Origin of the sequence: Ochrobactrum sp. MYb379, assembly GCF_037479515.1 — a bacterium.
GTDB lineage: Bacteria > Pseudomonadota > Alphaproteobacteria > Rhizobiales > Rhizobiaceae > Brucella.
This window is the reverse complement of the sequence record NZ_JBBGYW010000004.1, coordinates 91,852-107,068: the sequence shown is the minus strand read 5'-3', so window position 1 is coordinate 107,068 and position 15,217 is coordinate 91,852. Positions and strand designations below refer to the sequence as shown.

Below are 15,217 nucleotides of genomic sequence, written 5' to 3'. Positions count from 1 at the left end.
TTAAAAGAATAAAAACTTGTCTTTAGTCGGCTTACTGCCCGTAAGTTCGAGCTGGGCCGTGTTTGCGTTTGTAATGGCGATCAAGCAAAGCTTGCGAAACAGATTTCGCGCCAGGGTTGATGGACAGAACATGCCAGGCCATACGGGCTACTTCTTCAAGAATAATGGCGTTCCAGAGAGCTTCATGCGGTGTTGCACCCCAAACGAAGGGTCCATGACCAGCAACAAGCACTGCTGGAATAGCTAGCGGATCGGTGCCTGCAAATGTCTCGATAATGACATTGCCAGTTTCGAGCACATAGTCGCGCTCGATTTCCGCATCAGTCAATGGACGCGTGACGGGAATTGTACCGTAAAAATAATCTGCATGGGTCGTACCGAGCGGCGGAATGGCCATATGCGCCTGCGCCATAATCGTCGCATAAGTAGAATGCGTATGAATAACCGCGCCAATGCCTTCAAAAGCCCGATATAGCGCAGCATGCGTGGCGAGGTCAGATGATGGCTTCATTTTATTGTCGAGCACTGCGCCAGTCATGTCGCAAAGTACTAAATCTTCGGCCTTTAGATGATCGTAGTTGACACCGCTCGGCTTTATAACGATCTGGCCGCTGTCGCGGTCTATGCCGCTTGCATTGCCAAAGGTTGACAGTACGAGGCCATGTTCTACGGTGCCAAGATTGGCTTCGAGAACAGCCTGCCGAAGCGCGGTATGTGCCATTTGTTCATTTCCTGAAATAAAGATACCCAAAGCGCAAACGGTTTTGCGCTTTGGTAATTATTGCGGGCAGAGGCCCGATTAACGTGCAGTCCAGCCCGTGTAGTCTTTTACGTTTTCACGGGTGATCAGAACCGGATCGATCAGGACAGTATCCTTCTCAGGCTTGTTGCCCTTGAAGAATTCGTAGCCCATGCGGAAAGCCTGACCGGCCATGCTGTATGGATCCTGCGAGGACGTTGCACGGATCAGGCTCGATTCATTCTTGAGCGCAACTTCGGTATCTGGAGCACCATCAACACCGGTGATGATGAATTCCGAACGACCCTGCTGGCGCGCAGCAAGATCAGCACCCTGTGCCATCGGGTCGTTAAGAGCAAAGATGCCATCGACCTTGTTGAAGCGCGTGAGCAGCGACTGAGCCGTGTTCAGACCACCATCGCGCGATGCGCCACCGTTCTGGTCTTCGGACAGGATGTTGATACCTTCATTGGCTTCAAACACAGCCTTACAGCCCTTATAACGATCCTGAAGCGAAGAAGAACCAGGGCCGTTGATGATGATCACATCGCCCTTGCCGTTAAGCTGATCGACGATGTACTGGCAGGCCTTCTGACCAGCCGCCACATTGTCAGTCATGACAGTGATGTCAGAACCCGGTGCGGAAACGTCGAAAGACGCCACAACAACACCCGCATCCTTAGCGCGCTTCACAGCTGGAGCGATTGCGTTCTGATCGACTGCATTAAGCATGATCATATCAACGCCAGCTGCGATGAAGCTGTCGATCTGCGAGCTCTGCTTGTTCAGCTCATAGTCTGCCGAAACGGAAGTGATCTTCACGTCTGGATTAACCTTACGCGCTTCCGCTTCGATGCCCTTGATGGCAGCTACGAAGAAAGGATTGCCAAGAAGACCAACGGAAATGCCGATGCTTTCCAGATCCTTTGCACTGACAGTCGAAGCTGTCATGCACAGTACACTTGCGCAGGCGATAAGTTTTGCGAATTTCATGTTTCCTCCTCCTCGGAGTTTTTATGGATAGCGGGTGATAGTTTAAGCGTAGTTCCTGCACTTACGTGCGGGCGCCGCCTTGCAGGCGAAGCCGATCAAGCGCCACGGCGGCGATGATGACGAGACCCTTGATGATGTACTGCCAGATGTCAGACACACCGACGAGGATAAGACCGTTTGAGAGTACAGCGATGATCAGCGCACCAATGAGCGTTCCCCAGATAGAGCCGACACCGCCAACAAACGAGGTGCCGCCAAGAATGACCGCTGCAATAGCGTCAAGCTCGTAAGACGTACCCAGCTGCAGACCATTGGCTGCATAGAGACGTGCTGCCGACATAACGCCACCAAGGCCGGCATAGAGGCCCGAAATTCCGTAAACGAACAGCAGAACCAACGAAACCCTGATGCCTGTTAGGCGCGCAGCATCCGGGTTGCCGCCGGTCGCATAAATCCATGTGCCAAGCACGGTACGGCGCAGAATGAACCACGACAGAACAACAACTGCCAGCGCGATGATCGCAAGCATTGGCATGCCGAGAATTTTGCCGTTACCTAAAAACTCAAAGGCCAGCTCAGCGTTAAAGACAGTTGTATCTTGTCCAAGCAGACGCGCCACACCGCGCGCAGCGGTAAGTGTTCCCAAAGTCACAATGAAAGGCGGCAACCGGAGGAAAGCAATAAGTGCACCGTTGATCAGTCCCCAGCAAAGCCCCATGGCAAGCGCACCGGGCACACCGAGCCAGCCAAGATCGGGAAAAAGCGACAAAATCATCGCGGTCATTGCCGAAACAGCAAGAATTGACCCCACCGAAAGGTCAATACCACCGGTGAGGATAACAAATGTCATGCCCGCAGCCAGAACTGTGTTGATTGACGCCTGCTGCAACACAATCGAAAGATTGTTGACGCTCATGAAGCGGCCGCTCATGAACTCAAAACCGATGGCAAGCAAGATCAGAACCGGCAGCATACCAAGAATGCTCACCATGGCTCGGACATTTGCTTTCTGGGCGGCGGCGTTAGGGGTTGAACTGCTCATTTGAAGGTCTTTCCTATTGCATTCGAGCGGGTGAAACTCAGGCCGAATTTACAGCGATCGCTCATCTGACTGTTTTTTGCAGAGTTACTTCCGATAACTACTGGCGTTTCAAGCCTTTGTTTTGGACCCTGATCCCGTGGATAGAGCCATTATCTTTTCCTGAGTAATCGGCTCCTCCGCCGTCGCGGTAATCTCGCCGGTTATGACACCTTCATGCATGACCATGACGCGATCAGATGTACCGATAATTTCTGCAAGTTCGGATGAAATCAGAATGACGCTCACGCCGGACGCCGCAAGATTATCTATAAGCTTGTAAATTTCGGACTTCGCACCGACATCCACACCACGGGTTGGTTCGTCAAGGATGACAACGTCCGGCCCGGTCTCAAGCAGACGCGCAATCAGCACCTTCTGCTGATTACCGCCAGAAAGTCCCCCGACGTTTTTGTTTGCAGAAGGTGTTTTTACACCCAGCTTCGTGATCGCTTCAGCAGCGCGCTGTGCCGCACGTGCAAAATTCAGAAGACCTCCGGGACGAGCATCTTTTGCAACAACCCCGATATTCACATTCTCAGAAATCGACATATCCAGGAAAAGGCCAAGTTTTTTACGATCTTCCGTAAGATAGGCAATGCCTGCGTCCAGCGCCTGACGCGGGCTTGCCATATCGACAACGCGTCCGTTCAGCGTAATGTGACCGGATTTCTTAGGATCAGCCCCGAAAATCAGACGAGCCATTTCGGTACGGCCCGATCCGACAAGGCCTGCTACGCCCAGAACTTCGCCACGATATAGATCAAAGCTGATGCCCTTAACCATGCGATTGTCGGAAAGGTTCTCGACCCTCAGTACCGGCTCGCCGGAGCGGTCAACCTCGCTATGGGCTTTTTTATAGAAAGTGGCGATGTCGCGACCGACCATCATCGAAATGAGCTTTGGCGCATCGATTTCATCACGTTCAAGGGTGCCGACATAAACGCCATCACGCAGCACCGAACACCGATCAGACAAGGCATAGATTTCTTCCATGCGGTGACTGATATAAATGATTGCAATGCCTTCGGACTTCAACTGTGCGATGACATCAAATAGACGCTCGGTTTCACGCGATGACAACGATGTGGTTGGCTCATCCATCACGATAAGACGCGCGTTGGTGGTTAGCGCGCGGGCAATTTCCACCATTTGTCGCTCGCCGAGCGAAAGCTCGCTGACTTTCGTGCGCGAATTGAACCGCACATTCAGTCGGTCAAGAATGATCTGCGCACGCTCAAGGCTGGCGCGCCGGTTTACAATGCCTGCACTGGAGATTTCGCGGCCAAGAAACATGTTCTCGCCAACGGTCAGATTGGGCGCTAGCGAGAGCTCTTGGTAGATAACCGCCACCTCACCTTTCGCCTCCTGACGCGGAAGTCCATTAATCAGAATTGTTCCGCCGGGATCAGCTTTATAGGCACCGGATAATACCTTCATCAAGGTAGATTTTCCGGCGCCGTTTTCACCCATAAGCGCATGAACTTCGCCTGCCCGCACATCGAGATTAACATCCCGAAGAGCCTTCACTGCACCAAAAGTTTTGGAAATATTACGCATTTCCAGAACAGTCGAACCGCTTTGCGGCGCAGATGCATCATGAACGGCTGTAAGCTGAGCGACTTGTTGCATTGGCTTCTCACTCATTGTCATTGTCTGAAGAGGCAATTGTGTAATTGATCCCGTAGTCATCCAGCACTTTTGCATGGCGGTCTGTGAGACCATCATCCGTAATGATGCGGGTAATGTTGGCTGCAGGAATGGCTACGGGTAGCGTATCGATTTCAAACTTGCGGCTGTCTGCAAGCAGGATCACTTCAGTCGCATTACGGCTCAGATAAGCCGACTGATGGATAAGCAAGGGATTCTGTTCCAGTGCCCCCAACGGAGAAACACCGAGCGCGCCAACAAAGAATTGCGCTGCGAAGAACGTGGCCTGTCCGGCATCCGGCGAATAAAGAATACCGGGATCTTTATGGAATTCGCCGCCGCCGACCTGCAACTGGCAGGTTCCATTTTCATAAAGATAAGATGCAAGCGGCATAGATTGCGTGAAGACAAATACGTTACGGCGCGCAATCTCACAACCAAATGCAAAACATGTTGATCCGCCGTGAACAATAATGCGGCTGCCATCGACGACGAGTCGCGCCGCTTCACGGGCAATTGCTTTTTTAGCTCTGACAGCAATATCGCGGTTTTCAGAGAAGCCGAGGGAGAAGGCTTCGAAGCCGGTTCCACTTGCTTCATTGGCTGTCGCACCGCCATAGACTTTACGTAATTTGCCCAGCCGATGCAGCTTATCAATATCGCGTCTAATCGTTGCTGACGAAACATGCAAAGCATCCTGAAGTTCGCGCACACTCACAAAGGGGCGATCTTTCAGATATCCAGATATCAAATTGTGACGATCAGAATCGTTCACTGGTTGCTCCTCCTGCTTCAAGAAAATCACAATCATTGCAAATCAATGATTTACCTGACGCAAAACTCTACCCTTATGAGCGAAGTCGCTCATTCCTCGAGCGGTTTTTATCATGTTACGGCAAAACCGCAAGCTGGTTTATTCGACTGCCGTTCTATTAAAAAATTTGTGGTTCGCTGGAATGAAAAGGCAATACCTACGTTGGTCATGCTTAAATAGGTGAGGAATCCGCAAAACTCATTGCTTATGACCACGCACTCGGTACGCTGTGGGTTGACCTGGCAGCTCTCCTACAGAATGGATGATGTATTGCCTCAATCGACAAATGGCCCTGTACGCGCCTGAGCAGGGGCATCGAAATGCGGTCCTCCGCCCTGCGTGGCTATCCACACAGTTTCTCAATACAGATGATGGCATTAAGAGAAAGTTTTCTTTATGTTCGCATAATGCGGGTGATTTGCTGACTTCATGTCAGAAATATTCCCAGGGAATAGCCTCAGCGGAGCACGAACATGCAAACCGAATTCGACAGTCTTCTTCAGCAATCCGGGCTGTCAGTTGCAGACGCTGCAGAGATTCTCGGCTATTCCGAGGGGCATATCTACCGCTGGAGACGCGGCGAGGAAACCCCACGAAAAGCGGTTGTGAATGTTTTACGCAGTGAAGCGGAAAAACGTCGTCAGCCATCGGTCGATAGTTCGTTCACCTTCATCGATCTCTTCGCAGGTATTGGCGGATTGCGGCGCGCGATGGAAAGTGCGGGCGGGCGCTGTGTATTCACATCCGAATGGGATAAATACGCTCAGAAGACCTATCACGCCAATTACCGTGATAACCGGCCAATTGCTGGCGATATACGGGAAGTGTCAGCTGATGAGGTGCCTGACCATGATGTGCTGGTAGCAGGCTTTCCATGCCAGCCCTTCTCGATTGCCGGCGTTTCTAAGAAAAATGCTCTGGGCCGCGCACATGGGTTCGATGATGAGACACAGGGCACGCTCTTTTTTGATGTATTGCGTATTCTCAAGCATCATCGTCCGTCAGCATTTCTTCTGGAGAACGTGAAGAACCTGAAGAGCCACGATAAGGGCCGGACATTCAGTGTAATCCGGCGTAAGCTCGAAGAAGAGCTTGGCTATTCAATCCACACCTGCGTGATTGATGCAGGTCATTTTGTGCCACAGCACAGAGAGCGCATTGTCATTGTCGGCTTCCGCACACCGGTCGATTTCAGCTTTGATGCGCTTGAACTGCCTGCCTATGGCGCAAAGCGTCTTAATTCAATTTTACATCCGGAAGATGGCAGCGAAAAGCCGGAAGGGGAGTTCACAATGGGCGCCTCTGCTGAGGTCAATAAAAAATATATCCTCACAGACAAACTCTGGCAATATCTGCAGGACTACGCTGCCAAACACAAAGCGAAGGGCAATGGCTTTGGTTTTGGTCTTGTTGGCCCTGAAAACATCGCACGCACGCTTTCAGCCCGCTACTATAAGGACGGATCAGAAATCCTCATCAGCCGTGGTGAAGGCAAAAGCCCGCGCCGCCTGACACCGCGTGAATGTGCGCGGCTTATGGGATATGATGATGATTTCCGTATACCTGTGTCTGACACACAGGCCTATAAGCAGTTCGGCAATTCGGTCGCTGTTCCGGTCTTTGCCGAAGTTGCACGGATTATGCAGCCCTATATTCTGGATCTGATTGCGCAAAGCAGAATACCGGCACGTAAGGTTGGCTGACGTTCATGATAAAGCGACGCGCAGCCGCAACATGGCTGCGATACGCGCCACCAACACAAAGCCGGAACTGATCATCCGCAAAGGATTGCATGCCAGCGGGTTCCGCTACCGCCTGCATGGAAAAAAACTTCCCGGCAAGCCAGATCTTGTGCTGGCAAAATATCGCGCAGTCGTATTCATCAATGGATGTTTCTGGCATGGGCATGATTGCCATCTGTTTCACTGGCCTGCCACACGCGAAGCGTTCTGGCGTGAAAAGATTGGTGGCAATGTTGCCCGTGATGAGCGCAATCTGACAGAACTGAGAAATGCCGGTTGGCGGATTGCGCTCATCTGGGAATGCGCGCTGAAGGGAAAGACCCGCAGATCCGCCGGGGAAGTGATTGACACTCTTGGCCAGTGGCTTTTGACTGACGACAGAGAATTACAGATTCGCGGCGTAGAGATTTAGACGGCAAATTGGGGCGGACTGAACGTGGCTGGACGGGGTTATTTATCGGGATATTTTATCGGTGCTGGTGCAAAGGTTCTTCGCGGTACCGAAGTTGATCCGGCTATCTCCAACGGGCACGAGTTTCAGGGTGTTGATATTTTCCGGGCCTTTGTCGGCACGCCGATTGAGAAAGAAAAAATCCCCCTCACCTATATCTGGATGGATGACGAACAGGACGAACCACTGCGACTGGAACTGACCGGCACGTGGTACAACAGCCGTAAGAGACAAAAGCATCGCTCGCCGGAATATCGTCTCTTTTACCCGGCAGCCGCAGAAAGTATCGTCTACCGCGCAAAAGCTGGCGATACACTCTTCCTCTGCATGACAGCGGAGCGCAAAGTCCTTGCAATCCTGTGTCCGGCAGGAAGCTCGATCGAACAAAAGCTGTTGTGGCTGTTCGGATTGCAGCTCACCACCGATTTTAAACTCTCACAGCAGGATATCAGCAATGATGGCGGTCGTGACATCGATCTTGCCGCAAAGTTTATTCTGGATGAGCTCGGCATTGAAACGGAAGAACCCGAACCCGATGCGCTCAGTCTGCTGATTACCCGATTTGGCAACATCTTTCCCGGAACAGCTAAGTTTTCAGAGTTCGCCCGCAAAACGCTCAAAGATGTCGATCCGCTTGCAGATCCTGACAATGCGCTCACCGCATGGATGGAGCATGAGGAAGCGCTCTTCCGCCACATGGAGCGTGTTGTCGTGGCCGAGCGGCTGAAAGCAGGCTTCCTGCAAAATGGTGATGCGGACGTTGATGGCTTTCTGTCGTTTTCATTGAGTGTTCAGAACCGGCGCAAGTCACGCGCCGGCTATGCATTTGCTCATCACGTGGAAGCAGTTCTGAAGGCACGCAAGGTTGCCTACAAACGTGAAGCAACCACTGAAAAACGCAATGCAGCGGATTTTCTGTTTCCCGACGAAGCGTCCTATGCCAATCCCGCATTCCCCGCAGAAAACCTCCGCATGCTGGCAGTCAAGACAACCTGTAAAGACCGCTGGCGACAGGTGCTGGCTGAAGCAAACAGGATTTCAGAAAAACATCTCCTGACGCTTGAGCCGTCAATCTCCAGAACCCAGACCAGTGAAATGCAGGCGCAATCGCTGCAACTTGTTCTGCCAAAAAGCATCCATACCACCTATCATACCGATCAGCAGGAATGGCTGATGAATATTGGAGAGTTTCTGGAAACCGTCGGGTGATGTTCAGTGTGAACGCTTTTGGGCAGACGTTGAAAAGTAAGGCCATTTACTTCGGGTTGTGACTGTTGAGAAGGCAAGACGTTTTCGGACTCAGCATGCTTCATGAGCGTGATTTCAACACAAGGTAATAAAGTGAAAGTGGGGCAATCGATAAACTCGGCCTTGATAAGAAGTGAAAGTCCCTTCGATCGTATGTAATCTCGACTCTGGTGCCTGCAACCCCGATGAAATTGAACGCCTGATGAAGTTGGATAACTTCGATGTCAGAACAGACTGTCGACTACATGGCAAATTCTACTCAACCCCTGATAAATTGGTGATGGGGTCATCAAATGCTTCAAGCAATGGATTGGCTGTCGAGGGAGCATAGGTAACAGGTTGGGCTGAAGCAAATATTGAAAGCCGGGGCCCGGGCCTCATTAAGCAGCTTTCAGGCTGGGGTCGGAACAAATTTAGTTCCAATTCGTACGCTAAGGACGAACAAAGATGGAACTTGCATTGTTCCAAACCGACGTAACAAAAATTGCTGTTGTTCAAATATACAAATCTATATTTTCGCAAATGTGTTTTATACTTGTCCGAAAACGTGCGATTGAGGACATACTACTGATAATTAGAAAGAATTTCGTTAGCGTACAAATTGGAACTAATCTAGCTCCAACCCCTATATCAGTGCCCGCTTAATGTTCATGACCTTTTATGCTTTATTCGCAAGTGCTGTCGGTAGATAGGGAGCATGCTGATGGACCATCTCCAGCGGATACTCATTTTCGGTAACGGCGGCACAGGCAAGACGTGGCTAGCAAGAGAGATCAGCGGCATCCTGAATTACCCTGCAATCCATCTCAATGACCTCCGTTGGGCGCCAGGTCAGTACGGATTCGCACGAGACAAAAAACTCGTTTTCAATGAAGTCGATGAGGCGGGGAAAGCGGATCAAGATATCACCTGGCGCACGAAGCCCAATCGAATATCGAATCAATCTTGGCATTGTGACGTACAATCAGTCCAAGTTATTATCCGCACCCCCCAGTCGGCGCATTCGGCGAGCGATAGACCCGGCAAAAGAGGAGACAGGCATGAGCGGTAAAGCAATCAACCGACCGGCGCGCGAACGCAGTGATATCGTCACAGGAACAATGCCTGCAGCAACTTCCGGATTCGGCCTTGCCAAGACCGCGAAGCTCTCAGGCATTGCCACCACGATCGGGGTGGCCGCCTACGGTGTGTTTTAAGCGACGGCAGATCAGGTGACTATGGTCACGCAAAAACCAAGCGACTTCAAAACGCCTCTGTTGGACGATGGCGGTCATGGTCGCTACGACACGACTGCGCAGCTTGATGCGTCACTTCAAGCCATTTCGGCGATGGCCCACAATATTCGCATGCCCAAGTGGTAAAGCCTCTCTACCGTCGCCCATCCACCGGAACCGACACGTGCGCCTCGGTCGCATGATATTTCCGAGGCAGCACCGATGACTGGCGCTACCCTGACAATCGGGCAGCCATTGATCGCGCACGTATCTCGACTGTCCTCGATGTCTCAGCCAATGGCAACATGACGCCGATCTATGTTCAGGAGTTGGCGCAAACGATCGTCCAGACCGCCACGAGTATCGTCGACGAAGTGAAGGCGCAGTTGGCACCGGTCTCCGCAGTCTCTTCAATCGCGACGGTCCTTTAGCAGATGACAGAGCCCGTCCAGCATCTTGCTGGGGACATCAATCGGCAGGTCTCCAATGTTCTCGATGGTTCTGATGTGATCGATCTTCTCAATCGCGCGGCCGCGCCGATTATGTTCGCCGCCCATTCTGTCAACGATATTGTTGCCGGCCCGCCGGGAGTGTCTGGCGAGATAACCGATACGGTGGCCGCAACGGTCGGCGACATTGCGCACGCAGTCGGTCAGATCGCGGACATACCGACTTCGATCCTGAGTGGCTATCATGCGAAGGGGGACAGCTGAAAGACCTGTTTTACGACGATGGAGAAGCATCAGGCTCTTCGGCGATCATTCCGGCTCTGGATCTCCCCGAAATCGGATTCGCCGGCCAGCCGCTTGATGTGGCCTCTGAAGGGGGACTGTCAGTTTCATCGCATTGCCGAGACTTTGAACCGCCTCAATGCTCGTAATAAAGGCCGGCACCCTTATGATCGCCGGCCCTTTGCATGTTGTAATAGCCTCCAGATTACATCTTCGGCAGAAGCACCTTGTCGACGACATGGATGACGCCGTTTGACTGCTTGACGTCAGCGATCGTGACATGGGCGACGCCGCCCATTTCGTCGGTCAGCGTGATCTTGCCCATGCTTTCCTTAGCTTTCAGGATGCAGCCCCCCACGGTCTTCACGTCATGGGTACCCTTGTCGTCCTTGATCATCTTCTCGATGGTCTTGGACATGGCATCGGCGGCAACTACGTGGCATGTGAGGACCTTGACGAGCTGTGCCTTGTTTTCCGGCTTGAGGAGGGTGTCGACGGTGCCTTTCGGCAGTGCATCGAAGGCTTCATTTGTTGGCGCGAAGACGGTGAACGGGCCTTTGCCCTGAAGCGTTTCGACAAGGCCAGCGGCCTTCACAGCGGCGACGAGCGTCGTGTGGTCCTTGGAGTTCATCGCGTTTTCAATGATGTTCTTGTTTTCGTACATGGCGGCACCGCCGACTTCCGGATTGGCGGCATAGGCGCCGGCTGCCGTGCCGGATACGAGCGCTGCAACTGCAACGGCGCGAAGTGCGGACTTGAACATGATGGTTTCCTCTTCCTCTAAACGCCCCGGCGCGGGCTCGCGCCTCCCAGGCCGTCCCCTTTGGGTGACACAACAAGAGACGAGCACGTGAGAAAAAGAGTTTCAGCCGAGGCAATAAATATTTGCGAATTTTCTTCTGACGATCGCGAAACTATGTCTTGGCTCGCCGGAATGGCCAGACGAAAAGGTTTCCAGCAAACAGAGCCACCAATACCAGAGAAGGTTGCAAAGGCAGACGGACCAGATGATAGAGCCATTGCCACGGTGAGGCAGTCGCGGCCCCCAGCCCGTCGATTGCATGCTTGATATTGGCGGGGAATACGCAGACGCTATAGAGCGCCAGGCCAATAGCTGCAGCTTTGCGCAACTGCGGCACCAGAAGTCCGACCGCGCCAGCGATCTCACACAGGCCTGTCAGGAAAATGACAGTCTCCGGCTCGGGAACCCAGGCAGGTGTAATGACGAGAAAGGGTTTGGGTAGGACGATATGCAGAATACCCGCGAGGCCATAGAACGCGGACAATACCCAACGGCACCGCCGCTGCCATACATCAATCTTTGCCATCATTCGCGATCCGCCGCTCGACATCCCGCTTCACGCCAATCAGATTAGCCTTTCGACCAGCAACAGTTTCGATCGCTGCGATTGCCAAGTCGCTGGCCACGAAATCCGACTTGTGTCCGAGATTGTGGACGACGATCAGGCGTGCGTCGCGAATATCTCGGGCAAGATGCCGGGAGTGGATCTCCGGTGACACGATCTCGTCCGTGTCACCTGTTATGATCACCGTTGGTGCTTCGATTTTGCGGTAGTTTGCCGACGCCGTTTTGGCCCAGGAGCTCAAAGCGGCAACCTCTCTTGCATTATGCCGAAACGCCAACGGCCGCAGCGCCTGCCTTGCTCTGGTCTGTTCGAGATAGCCTGGCGGAACCGGGTTCGGCGCGAAGACACCTTTGGTCGCGCTATCAATCGCCAAAACGCCGATTGGTGGCGCGATCAGGGTGCTGAACAAAGCGCCTGTCACCGGGGCGCTGGCAGCCTCGTAGTACCAGGAAATCCCGCCATTCCACGGATAGACCGCAGGGGACAGGAAAACGAGACCAGAAACCATATTCGGATAACGAACCGCAAAGGATGCGGCAATCGCCCCTCCGAAGGAATGCCCGACGATGATCGCGCGCGTGATGCCACGCTTCTTCATCAGCACCGCAATAGCGTCCGCTTGGCCATCGGGCAAAACATTTTGCTCGCCGCCGATGTCGGATTTGCCGTGACCCGGGCGATCAACGAAGAGCAGCTTCGCCCGCCCCTCCAGCTTCGTGCGAAAGGAAAACATCGGGTCGTAGAGACTGGCGCTCGCGCCATGAATAAAGACGATTGGCGGGAGGTCCGCTTCCCTGCCCGCTGCAAGAAATACGCTATTGAGCTTGAAGCCCCCTACATCGATACGAACGGGCTGTTTTTCCGTTATTGGAGCAGCAACTGCGAAAGAAGCAAAGAACCCGAAGGAACCAGTCATTAGGAGCGCCGCAAACAGGCAAAGTCTTCGTATCAGCATATCCTAGAGCTGCCGCGCTGTGCCGCTGGCGACAATTGGACCTGTGGGAAGCCCGGTGAGCGACCCTCCGAAGGGTTCGAGACTGACAGCGAGCGTAGCACCGGCGCCAATTGTCTGTCGCAGATCGGCCGGAATCAGCAACTCGCCGTCGGCATTCGGCTCGAAGACGCCAAGCGACTGCGGATTACCGCTACCCGGCACGAACCAGAGCTGCAGTGATTTTTCTCGCGCACCGGCCGCGACCGGAACGATCCTCAAGCGACCACTGGACGCATCGAACGAGGCAAGCAGATTGACCGGATTGTCAGGAGCTGAAAGCTGCGCCACGACCGGAGCCCGCGGCGTGGACGGCTGGAACACGCCGGATGCGTAGACCAATGCCGCGACCGCCACGGCCGACGTGCCGAGCGAGACCCAGCGCCAGAAGCCTGCGGCGTTCCATATCCCGGACGCGGCGGGCGATGGCGGTGCGCCGAACAGCCGGCCTTCGATCTGCGAGAACACAGCCGCTCCTGGCGTCGCCTGCTGATAATCCTCATCGAACGAGGAGAGGTCCGACTGCCAGCGTTCGACAAGCAGCGAGAAATGCCGGTCGCTCTTCATCCGCTGCTCCACACGTTGGCGCGCTTCTGCCGACAGGACACCCAGCACATATTCGCCCGCAATGACTTCGTCCAGTGCCCGTCCGCCGTCTTCGATGTGATCGACCGATGTCATCGCTGCATGCACTCCCTGAGCTTCAACAGGCTGCGGCGCAACCAAGTTCTAACCGTGTTTAGGGGAACATTCAGGTCGTCGGCCAATTCGAGATAGCTCAACCCTTCGACATAAGCTCGCCTCACGGCGCCGGCATGGATGGCATCCAGTTCGCGCATGCAGTTTTCGATGCGGCGGCCTTCATCAGCCAGCACCATATGCTGTTCAGGCGTGGAGATCGTCTCGTCGGCTAGATCGTAAGCCTCGTCAATATCATTGGTGACCGGTTTACGGGTACGGATCATATCGATGGCGTGATTGCGGGCAATCGCCGAAAGCCAGGTGGATGGTGACCCAGAACCTGTAGCAAAGGTCTTCGCCCGTTGCCATACCTTGACATAGACTTCCTGAAGCGCTTCTTCCGCGTCAGGCCGATGTCTGAGGATTCGAAGACAGATCGCAAATAGTCTCGGACTGGTGGCCTGATAGAGAGACGCAAATGCGGCTCGATCTCCGATGGCAACCCGATTGATCAAATCTGCGATGTCATTAGTTTGCATTCGGGAATACCTCGCCGCCGACCTTTTATAAAGCTCACCGAATTTAAAAGGCAAGGAGGCGGTGGCAATAAATGTCGGCGCCGGCCGATCGCTGTCGAGCGATGTATTCGAAAGGCGACGACCATCGATCATCTGGATGTTCCCGATATTGGACTCTCGCCGCATCCAAAAATGCGGATCGCAATCAAGCAACCCGTTGCGGCGGCCGCTGCGGAGAGGATCGTTCCCCAGACGAGATCGGCGATGGTCAGCATCGTAGACCGTTTCTTGAGCGTCGCCTGATTGGTCAGGTCATATGTCGCATAGGCCGTAAAGCCAAGAACCGCTCCACGGAATTCAGCCCATGGCGGCGAGCCTTTTTCCAATCGGGGCGTGACGGCCAGAAACGTCAGTCCAATGACATTAAGAAGATAAAAGGCGATGGCCGGCGCCAGCCTGAAATCCGTAATCAGCATATTGCCCATGACCACCTGATAGAGACTGCCTGCCATTGTGCTCAACCAGGTAAAGTCGATCGCTACGAAGACTATGTGCGTCACTTTATAGGAAACAAAAATACGCTTCACGCCAACCTCCTTCACGGCTCGGTCCTCCACAATCAGTTGATCCGGGTCCAATCGATGCCCTTGCACAGAAGTCCGGCCACGATGCACCCTGTCGTGGTCATCTTGTCTCTTTTCACCGCCACCGTCAGCTTGTAGCTCATGTCGCGCTGCGGATCGAAGGCCGTGCCAGAGTAGACGCCATCGGCGCCCCGTTTGATGTTCATGACCAGCTTGTCGCCCTTCTTTTCTTTTGGCGTACCTGGCTTGATCCAAGTGTTTGTGGCGCAGATGTTCGATCCGCAGGACGCAATGCGAACCTTTGCATTTCCATCGCCTCTCGCCCACTGGCCTTCGATGTCGGCGGCTTGGGCTACAGCCGAAAGGGCCGTGAGTGACGCAACCGTCGTGGCTACCATCATCTTCATCATGTTGGC

General features: G+C 53.5%; 19 protein-coding genes. 7 read left to right on the top strand and 12 right to left on the bottom strand.

Annotated features, from left to right (window positions below):
- Window positions 1-31: 31 nt before the first annotated feature.
- The 5 genes from araD to WH356_RS10470 form a co-directional block, all read right to left on the bottom strand.
- Complete coding sequence (gene araD / locus WH356_RS10490) at window positions 32-721, bottom strand: L-ribulose-5-phosphate 4-epimerase AraD (RefSeq protein WP_339510519.1); 690 nt, start codon at window positions 719-721, stop codon at window positions 32-34.
- A gap of 78 nt (window positions 722-799) precedes the next feature.
- Window positions 800-1,732: an ABC transporter substrate-binding protein gene (locus WH356_RS10485; protein WP_339510517.1), complete on the bottom strand. Its 933-nt coding sequence runs from the start codon at window positions 1,730-1,732 to the stop codon at window positions 800-802.
- 61 nt (window positions 1,733-1,793) lie between these two features.
- Window positions 1,794-2,774 carry an ABC transporter permease subunit gene (locus tag WH356_RS10480; protein WP_339510515.1) on the bottom strand — a complete coding sequence of 327 codons (981 nt, stop codon included), beginning with the start codon at window positions 2,772-2,774 and terminating at the stop codon, window positions 1,794-1,796.
- 108 nt (window positions 2,775-2,882) lie between these two features.
- Window positions 2,883-4,457 (bottom strand): sugar ABC transporter ATP-binding protein, encoded by a 1,575-nt coding sequence (locus WH356_RS10475; protein WP_445253652.1) that lies wholly within the window; start codon window positions 4,455-4,457, stop codon window positions 2,883-2,885.
- Entirely contained in the window at window positions 4,450-5,235 is a 786-nt protein-coding gene (locus WH356_RS10470) for a DeoR/GlpR family DNA-binding transcription regulator (protein ID WP_339510513.1), read from the bottom strand. The genes WH356_RS10475 and WH356_RS10470 overlap by 8 nt, the downstream gene beginning before the upstream one ends.
- 512 nt (window positions 5,236-5,747) lie before the next feature.
- Between WH356_RS10470 and dcm the strand changes: the two genes are divergently transcribed.
- The 7 genes from dcm to WH356_RS10435 all read left to right on the top strand — a co-directional run bounded on the left by dcm (window position 5,748) and on the right by WH356_RS10435 (window position 10,642).
- Window positions 5,748-6,977: a DNA (cytosine-5-)-methyltransferase gene (gene dcm, locus WH356_RS10465; RefSeq protein ID WP_339510511.1), complete on the top strand. Its 1,230-nt coding sequence runs from the start codon at window positions 5,748-5,750 to the stop codon at window positions 6,975-6,977.
- Window positions 6,978-7,008: 31 nt separating this feature from the next.
- Window positions 7,009-7,428, top strand: coding sequence for a very short patch repair endonuclease (locus tag WH356_RS10460; protein ID WP_339510509.1), 420 nt, complete (start codon window positions 7,009-7,011; stop codon window positions 7,426-7,428).
- 24 nt (window positions 7,429-7,452) lie between these two features.
- Window positions 7,453-8,676 (top strand): type II restriction endonuclease, encoded by a 1,224-nt coding sequence (locus tag WH356_RS10455; RefSeq protein WP_339510507.1) that lies wholly within the window; start codon window positions 7,453-7,455, stop codon window positions 8,674-8,676.
- 742 nt (window positions 8,677-9,418) lie between these two features.
- Window positions 9,419-9,766, top strand: coding sequence for a hypothetical protein (locus WH356_RS10450; protein ID WP_339510505.1), 348 nt, complete (start codon window positions 9,419-9,421; stop codon window positions 9,764-9,766).
- Window positions 9,756-9,911 (top strand): hypothetical protein, encoded by a 156-nt coding sequence (locus WH356_RS10445; protein WP_339510503.1) that lies wholly within the window; start codon window positions 9,756-9,758, stop codon window positions 9,909-9,911. The genes WH356_RS10450 and WH356_RS10445 overlap by 11 nt, the downstream gene beginning before the upstream one ends.
- 21 nt (window positions 9,912-9,932) lie before the next feature.
- Complete coding sequence (locus WH356_RS10440; protein ID WP_339510501.1) at window positions 9,933-10,076, top strand: hypothetical protein; 144 nt, start codon at window positions 9,933-9,935, stop codon at window positions 10,074-10,076.
- Window positions 10,077-10,363: 287 nt separating this feature from the next.
- Entirely contained in the window at window positions 10,364-10,642 is a 279-nt protein-coding gene (locus WH356_RS10435) for a hypothetical protein (protein WP_339510499.1), read from the top strand.
- A gap of 223 nt (window positions 10,643-10,865) precedes the next feature.
- Here WH356_RS10435 and WH356_RS10430 read toward each other — a convergent pair whose 3' ends face one another.
- The 7 genes from WH356_RS10430 to WH356_RS10400 all read right to left on the bottom strand — a co-directional run bounded on the left by WH356_RS10430 (window position 10,866) and on the right by WH356_RS10400 (window position 15,211).
- Entirely contained in the window at window positions 10,866-11,423 is a 558-nt protein-coding gene (locus WH356_RS10430; RefSeq protein ID WP_339510497.1) for a fasciclin domain-containing protein, read from the bottom strand.
- Between the two features lie 151 nt (window positions 11,424-11,574).
- Window positions 11,575-11,991 carry a DoxX family protein gene (locus tag WH356_RS10425; RefSeq protein ID WP_339510495.1) on the bottom strand — a complete coding sequence of 139 codons (417 nt, stop codon included), beginning with the start codon at window positions 11,989-11,991 and terminating at the stop codon, window positions 11,575-11,577.
- Window positions 11,975-12,943, bottom strand: coding sequence for an alpha/beta fold hydrolase (locus WH356_RS10420; RefSeq protein ID WP_339510493.1), 969 nt, complete (start codon window positions 12,941-12,943; stop codon window positions 11,975-11,977). The genes WH356_RS10425 and WH356_RS10420 overlap by 17 nt, the downstream gene beginning before the upstream one ends.
- A 42-nt stretch (window positions 12,944-12,985) precedes the next feature.
- Window positions 12,986-13,699 carry an anti-sigma factor gene (locus tag WH356_RS10415; RefSeq protein ID WP_339510491.1) on the bottom strand — a complete coding sequence of 238 codons (714 nt, stop codon included), beginning with the start codon at window positions 13,697-13,699 and terminating at the stop codon, window positions 12,986-12,988.
- Complete coding sequence (locus tag WH356_RS10410) at window positions 13,696-14,238, bottom strand: sigma-70 family RNA polymerase sigma factor (protein WP_339511151.1); 543 nt, start codon at window positions 14,236-14,238, stop codon at window positions 13,696-13,698. Before WH356_RS10410 ends, WH356_RS10415 begins: the two co-directional genes overlap by 4 nt.
- Before the next feature lie 128 nt (window positions 14,239-14,366).
- Window positions 14,367-14,804: a DUF2177 family protein gene (locus WH356_RS10405; RefSeq protein ID WP_339510489.1), complete on the bottom strand. Its 438-nt coding sequence runs from the start codon at window positions 14,802-14,804 to the stop codon at window positions 14,367-14,369.
- Window positions 14,805-14,836: 32 nt separating this feature from the next.
- Window positions 14,837-15,211, bottom strand: a complete 375-nt coding sequence (locus tag WH356_RS10400; protein ID WP_339510487.1) for a DUF2147 domain-containing protein — start codon at window positions 15,209-15,211, stop codon at window positions 14,837-14,839.
- Window positions 15,212-15,217: the final 6 nt, after the last annotated feature.

What these genes read in the sequence shown, in the direction of transcription:
- araD (WP_339510519.1), bottom strand. Translation starts at nt 721, where the DNA reads ATGGCACATACCGCGCTTCGGCAGGCTGTTCTCGAAGCCAATCTTGGC.
- WH356_RS10485 (WP_339510517.1), bottom strand. Translation starts at nt 1,732, where the DNA reads ATGAAATTCGCAAAACTTATCGCCTGCGCAAGTGTACTGTGCATGACA.
- WH356_RS10480 (WP_339510515.1), bottom strand. Translation starts at nt 2,774, where the DNA reads ATGAGCAGTTCAACCCCTAACGCCGCCGCCCAGAAAGCAAATGTCCGA.
- WH356_RS10475 (WP_445253652.1), bottom strand. Translation starts at nt 4,457, where the DNA reads ATGAGTGAGAAGCCAATGCAACAAGTCGCTCAGCTTACAGCCGTTCAT.
- dcm (WP_339510511.1), top strand. Translation starts at nt 5,748, where the DNA reads ATGCAAACCGAATTCGACAGTCTTCTTCAGCAATCCGGGCTGTCAGTT.
- WH356_RS10460 (WP_339510509.1), top strand. Translation starts at nt 7,009, where the DNA reads ATGGCTGCGATACGCGCCACCAACACAAAGCCGGAACTGATCATCCGC.
- WH356_RS10450 (WP_339510505.1), top strand. Translation starts at nt 9,419, where the DNA reads ATGGACCATCTCCAGCGGATACTCATTTTCGGTAACGGCGGCACAGGC.
- WH356_RS10445 (WP_339510503.1), top strand. Translation starts at nt 9,756, where the DNA reads ATGAGCGGTAAAGCAATCAACCGACCGGCGCGCGAACGCAGTGATATC.
- WH356_RS10440 (WP_339510501.1), top strand. Translation starts at nt 9,933, where the DNA reads ATGGTCACGCAAAAACCAAGCGACTTCAAAACGCCTCTGTTGGACGAT.
- WH356_RS10435 (WP_339510499.1), top strand. Translation starts at nt 10,364, where the DNA reads ATGACAGAGCCCGTCCAGCATCTTGCTGGGGACATCAATCGGCAGGTC.
- WH356_RS10430 (WP_339510497.1), bottom strand. Translation starts at nt 11,423, where the DNA reads ATGTTCAAGTCCGCACTTCGCGCCGTTGCAGTTGCAGCGCTCGTATCC.
- WH356_RS10425 (WP_339510495.1), bottom strand. Translation starts at nt 11,991, where the DNA reads ATGATGGCAAAGATTGATGTATGGCAGCGGCGGTGCCGTTGGGTATTG.
- WH356_RS10420 (WP_339510493.1), bottom strand. Translation starts at nt 12,943, where the DNA reads ATGACTGGTTCCTTCGGGTTCTTTGCTTCTTTCGCAGTTGCTGCTCCA.
- WH356_RS10415 (WP_339510491.1), bottom strand. Translation starts at nt 13,699, where the DNA reads ATGACATCGGTCGATCACATCGAAGACGGCGGACGGGCACTGGACGAA.
- WH356_RS10410 (WP_339511151.1), bottom strand. Translation starts at nt 14,238, where the DNA reads ATGCAAACTAATGACATCGCAGATTTGATCAATCGGGTTGCCATCGGA.
- WH356_RS10400 (WP_339510487.1), bottom strand. Translation starts at nt 15,211, where the DNA reads ATGATGAAGATGATGGTAGCCACGACGGTTGCGTCACTCACGGCCCTT.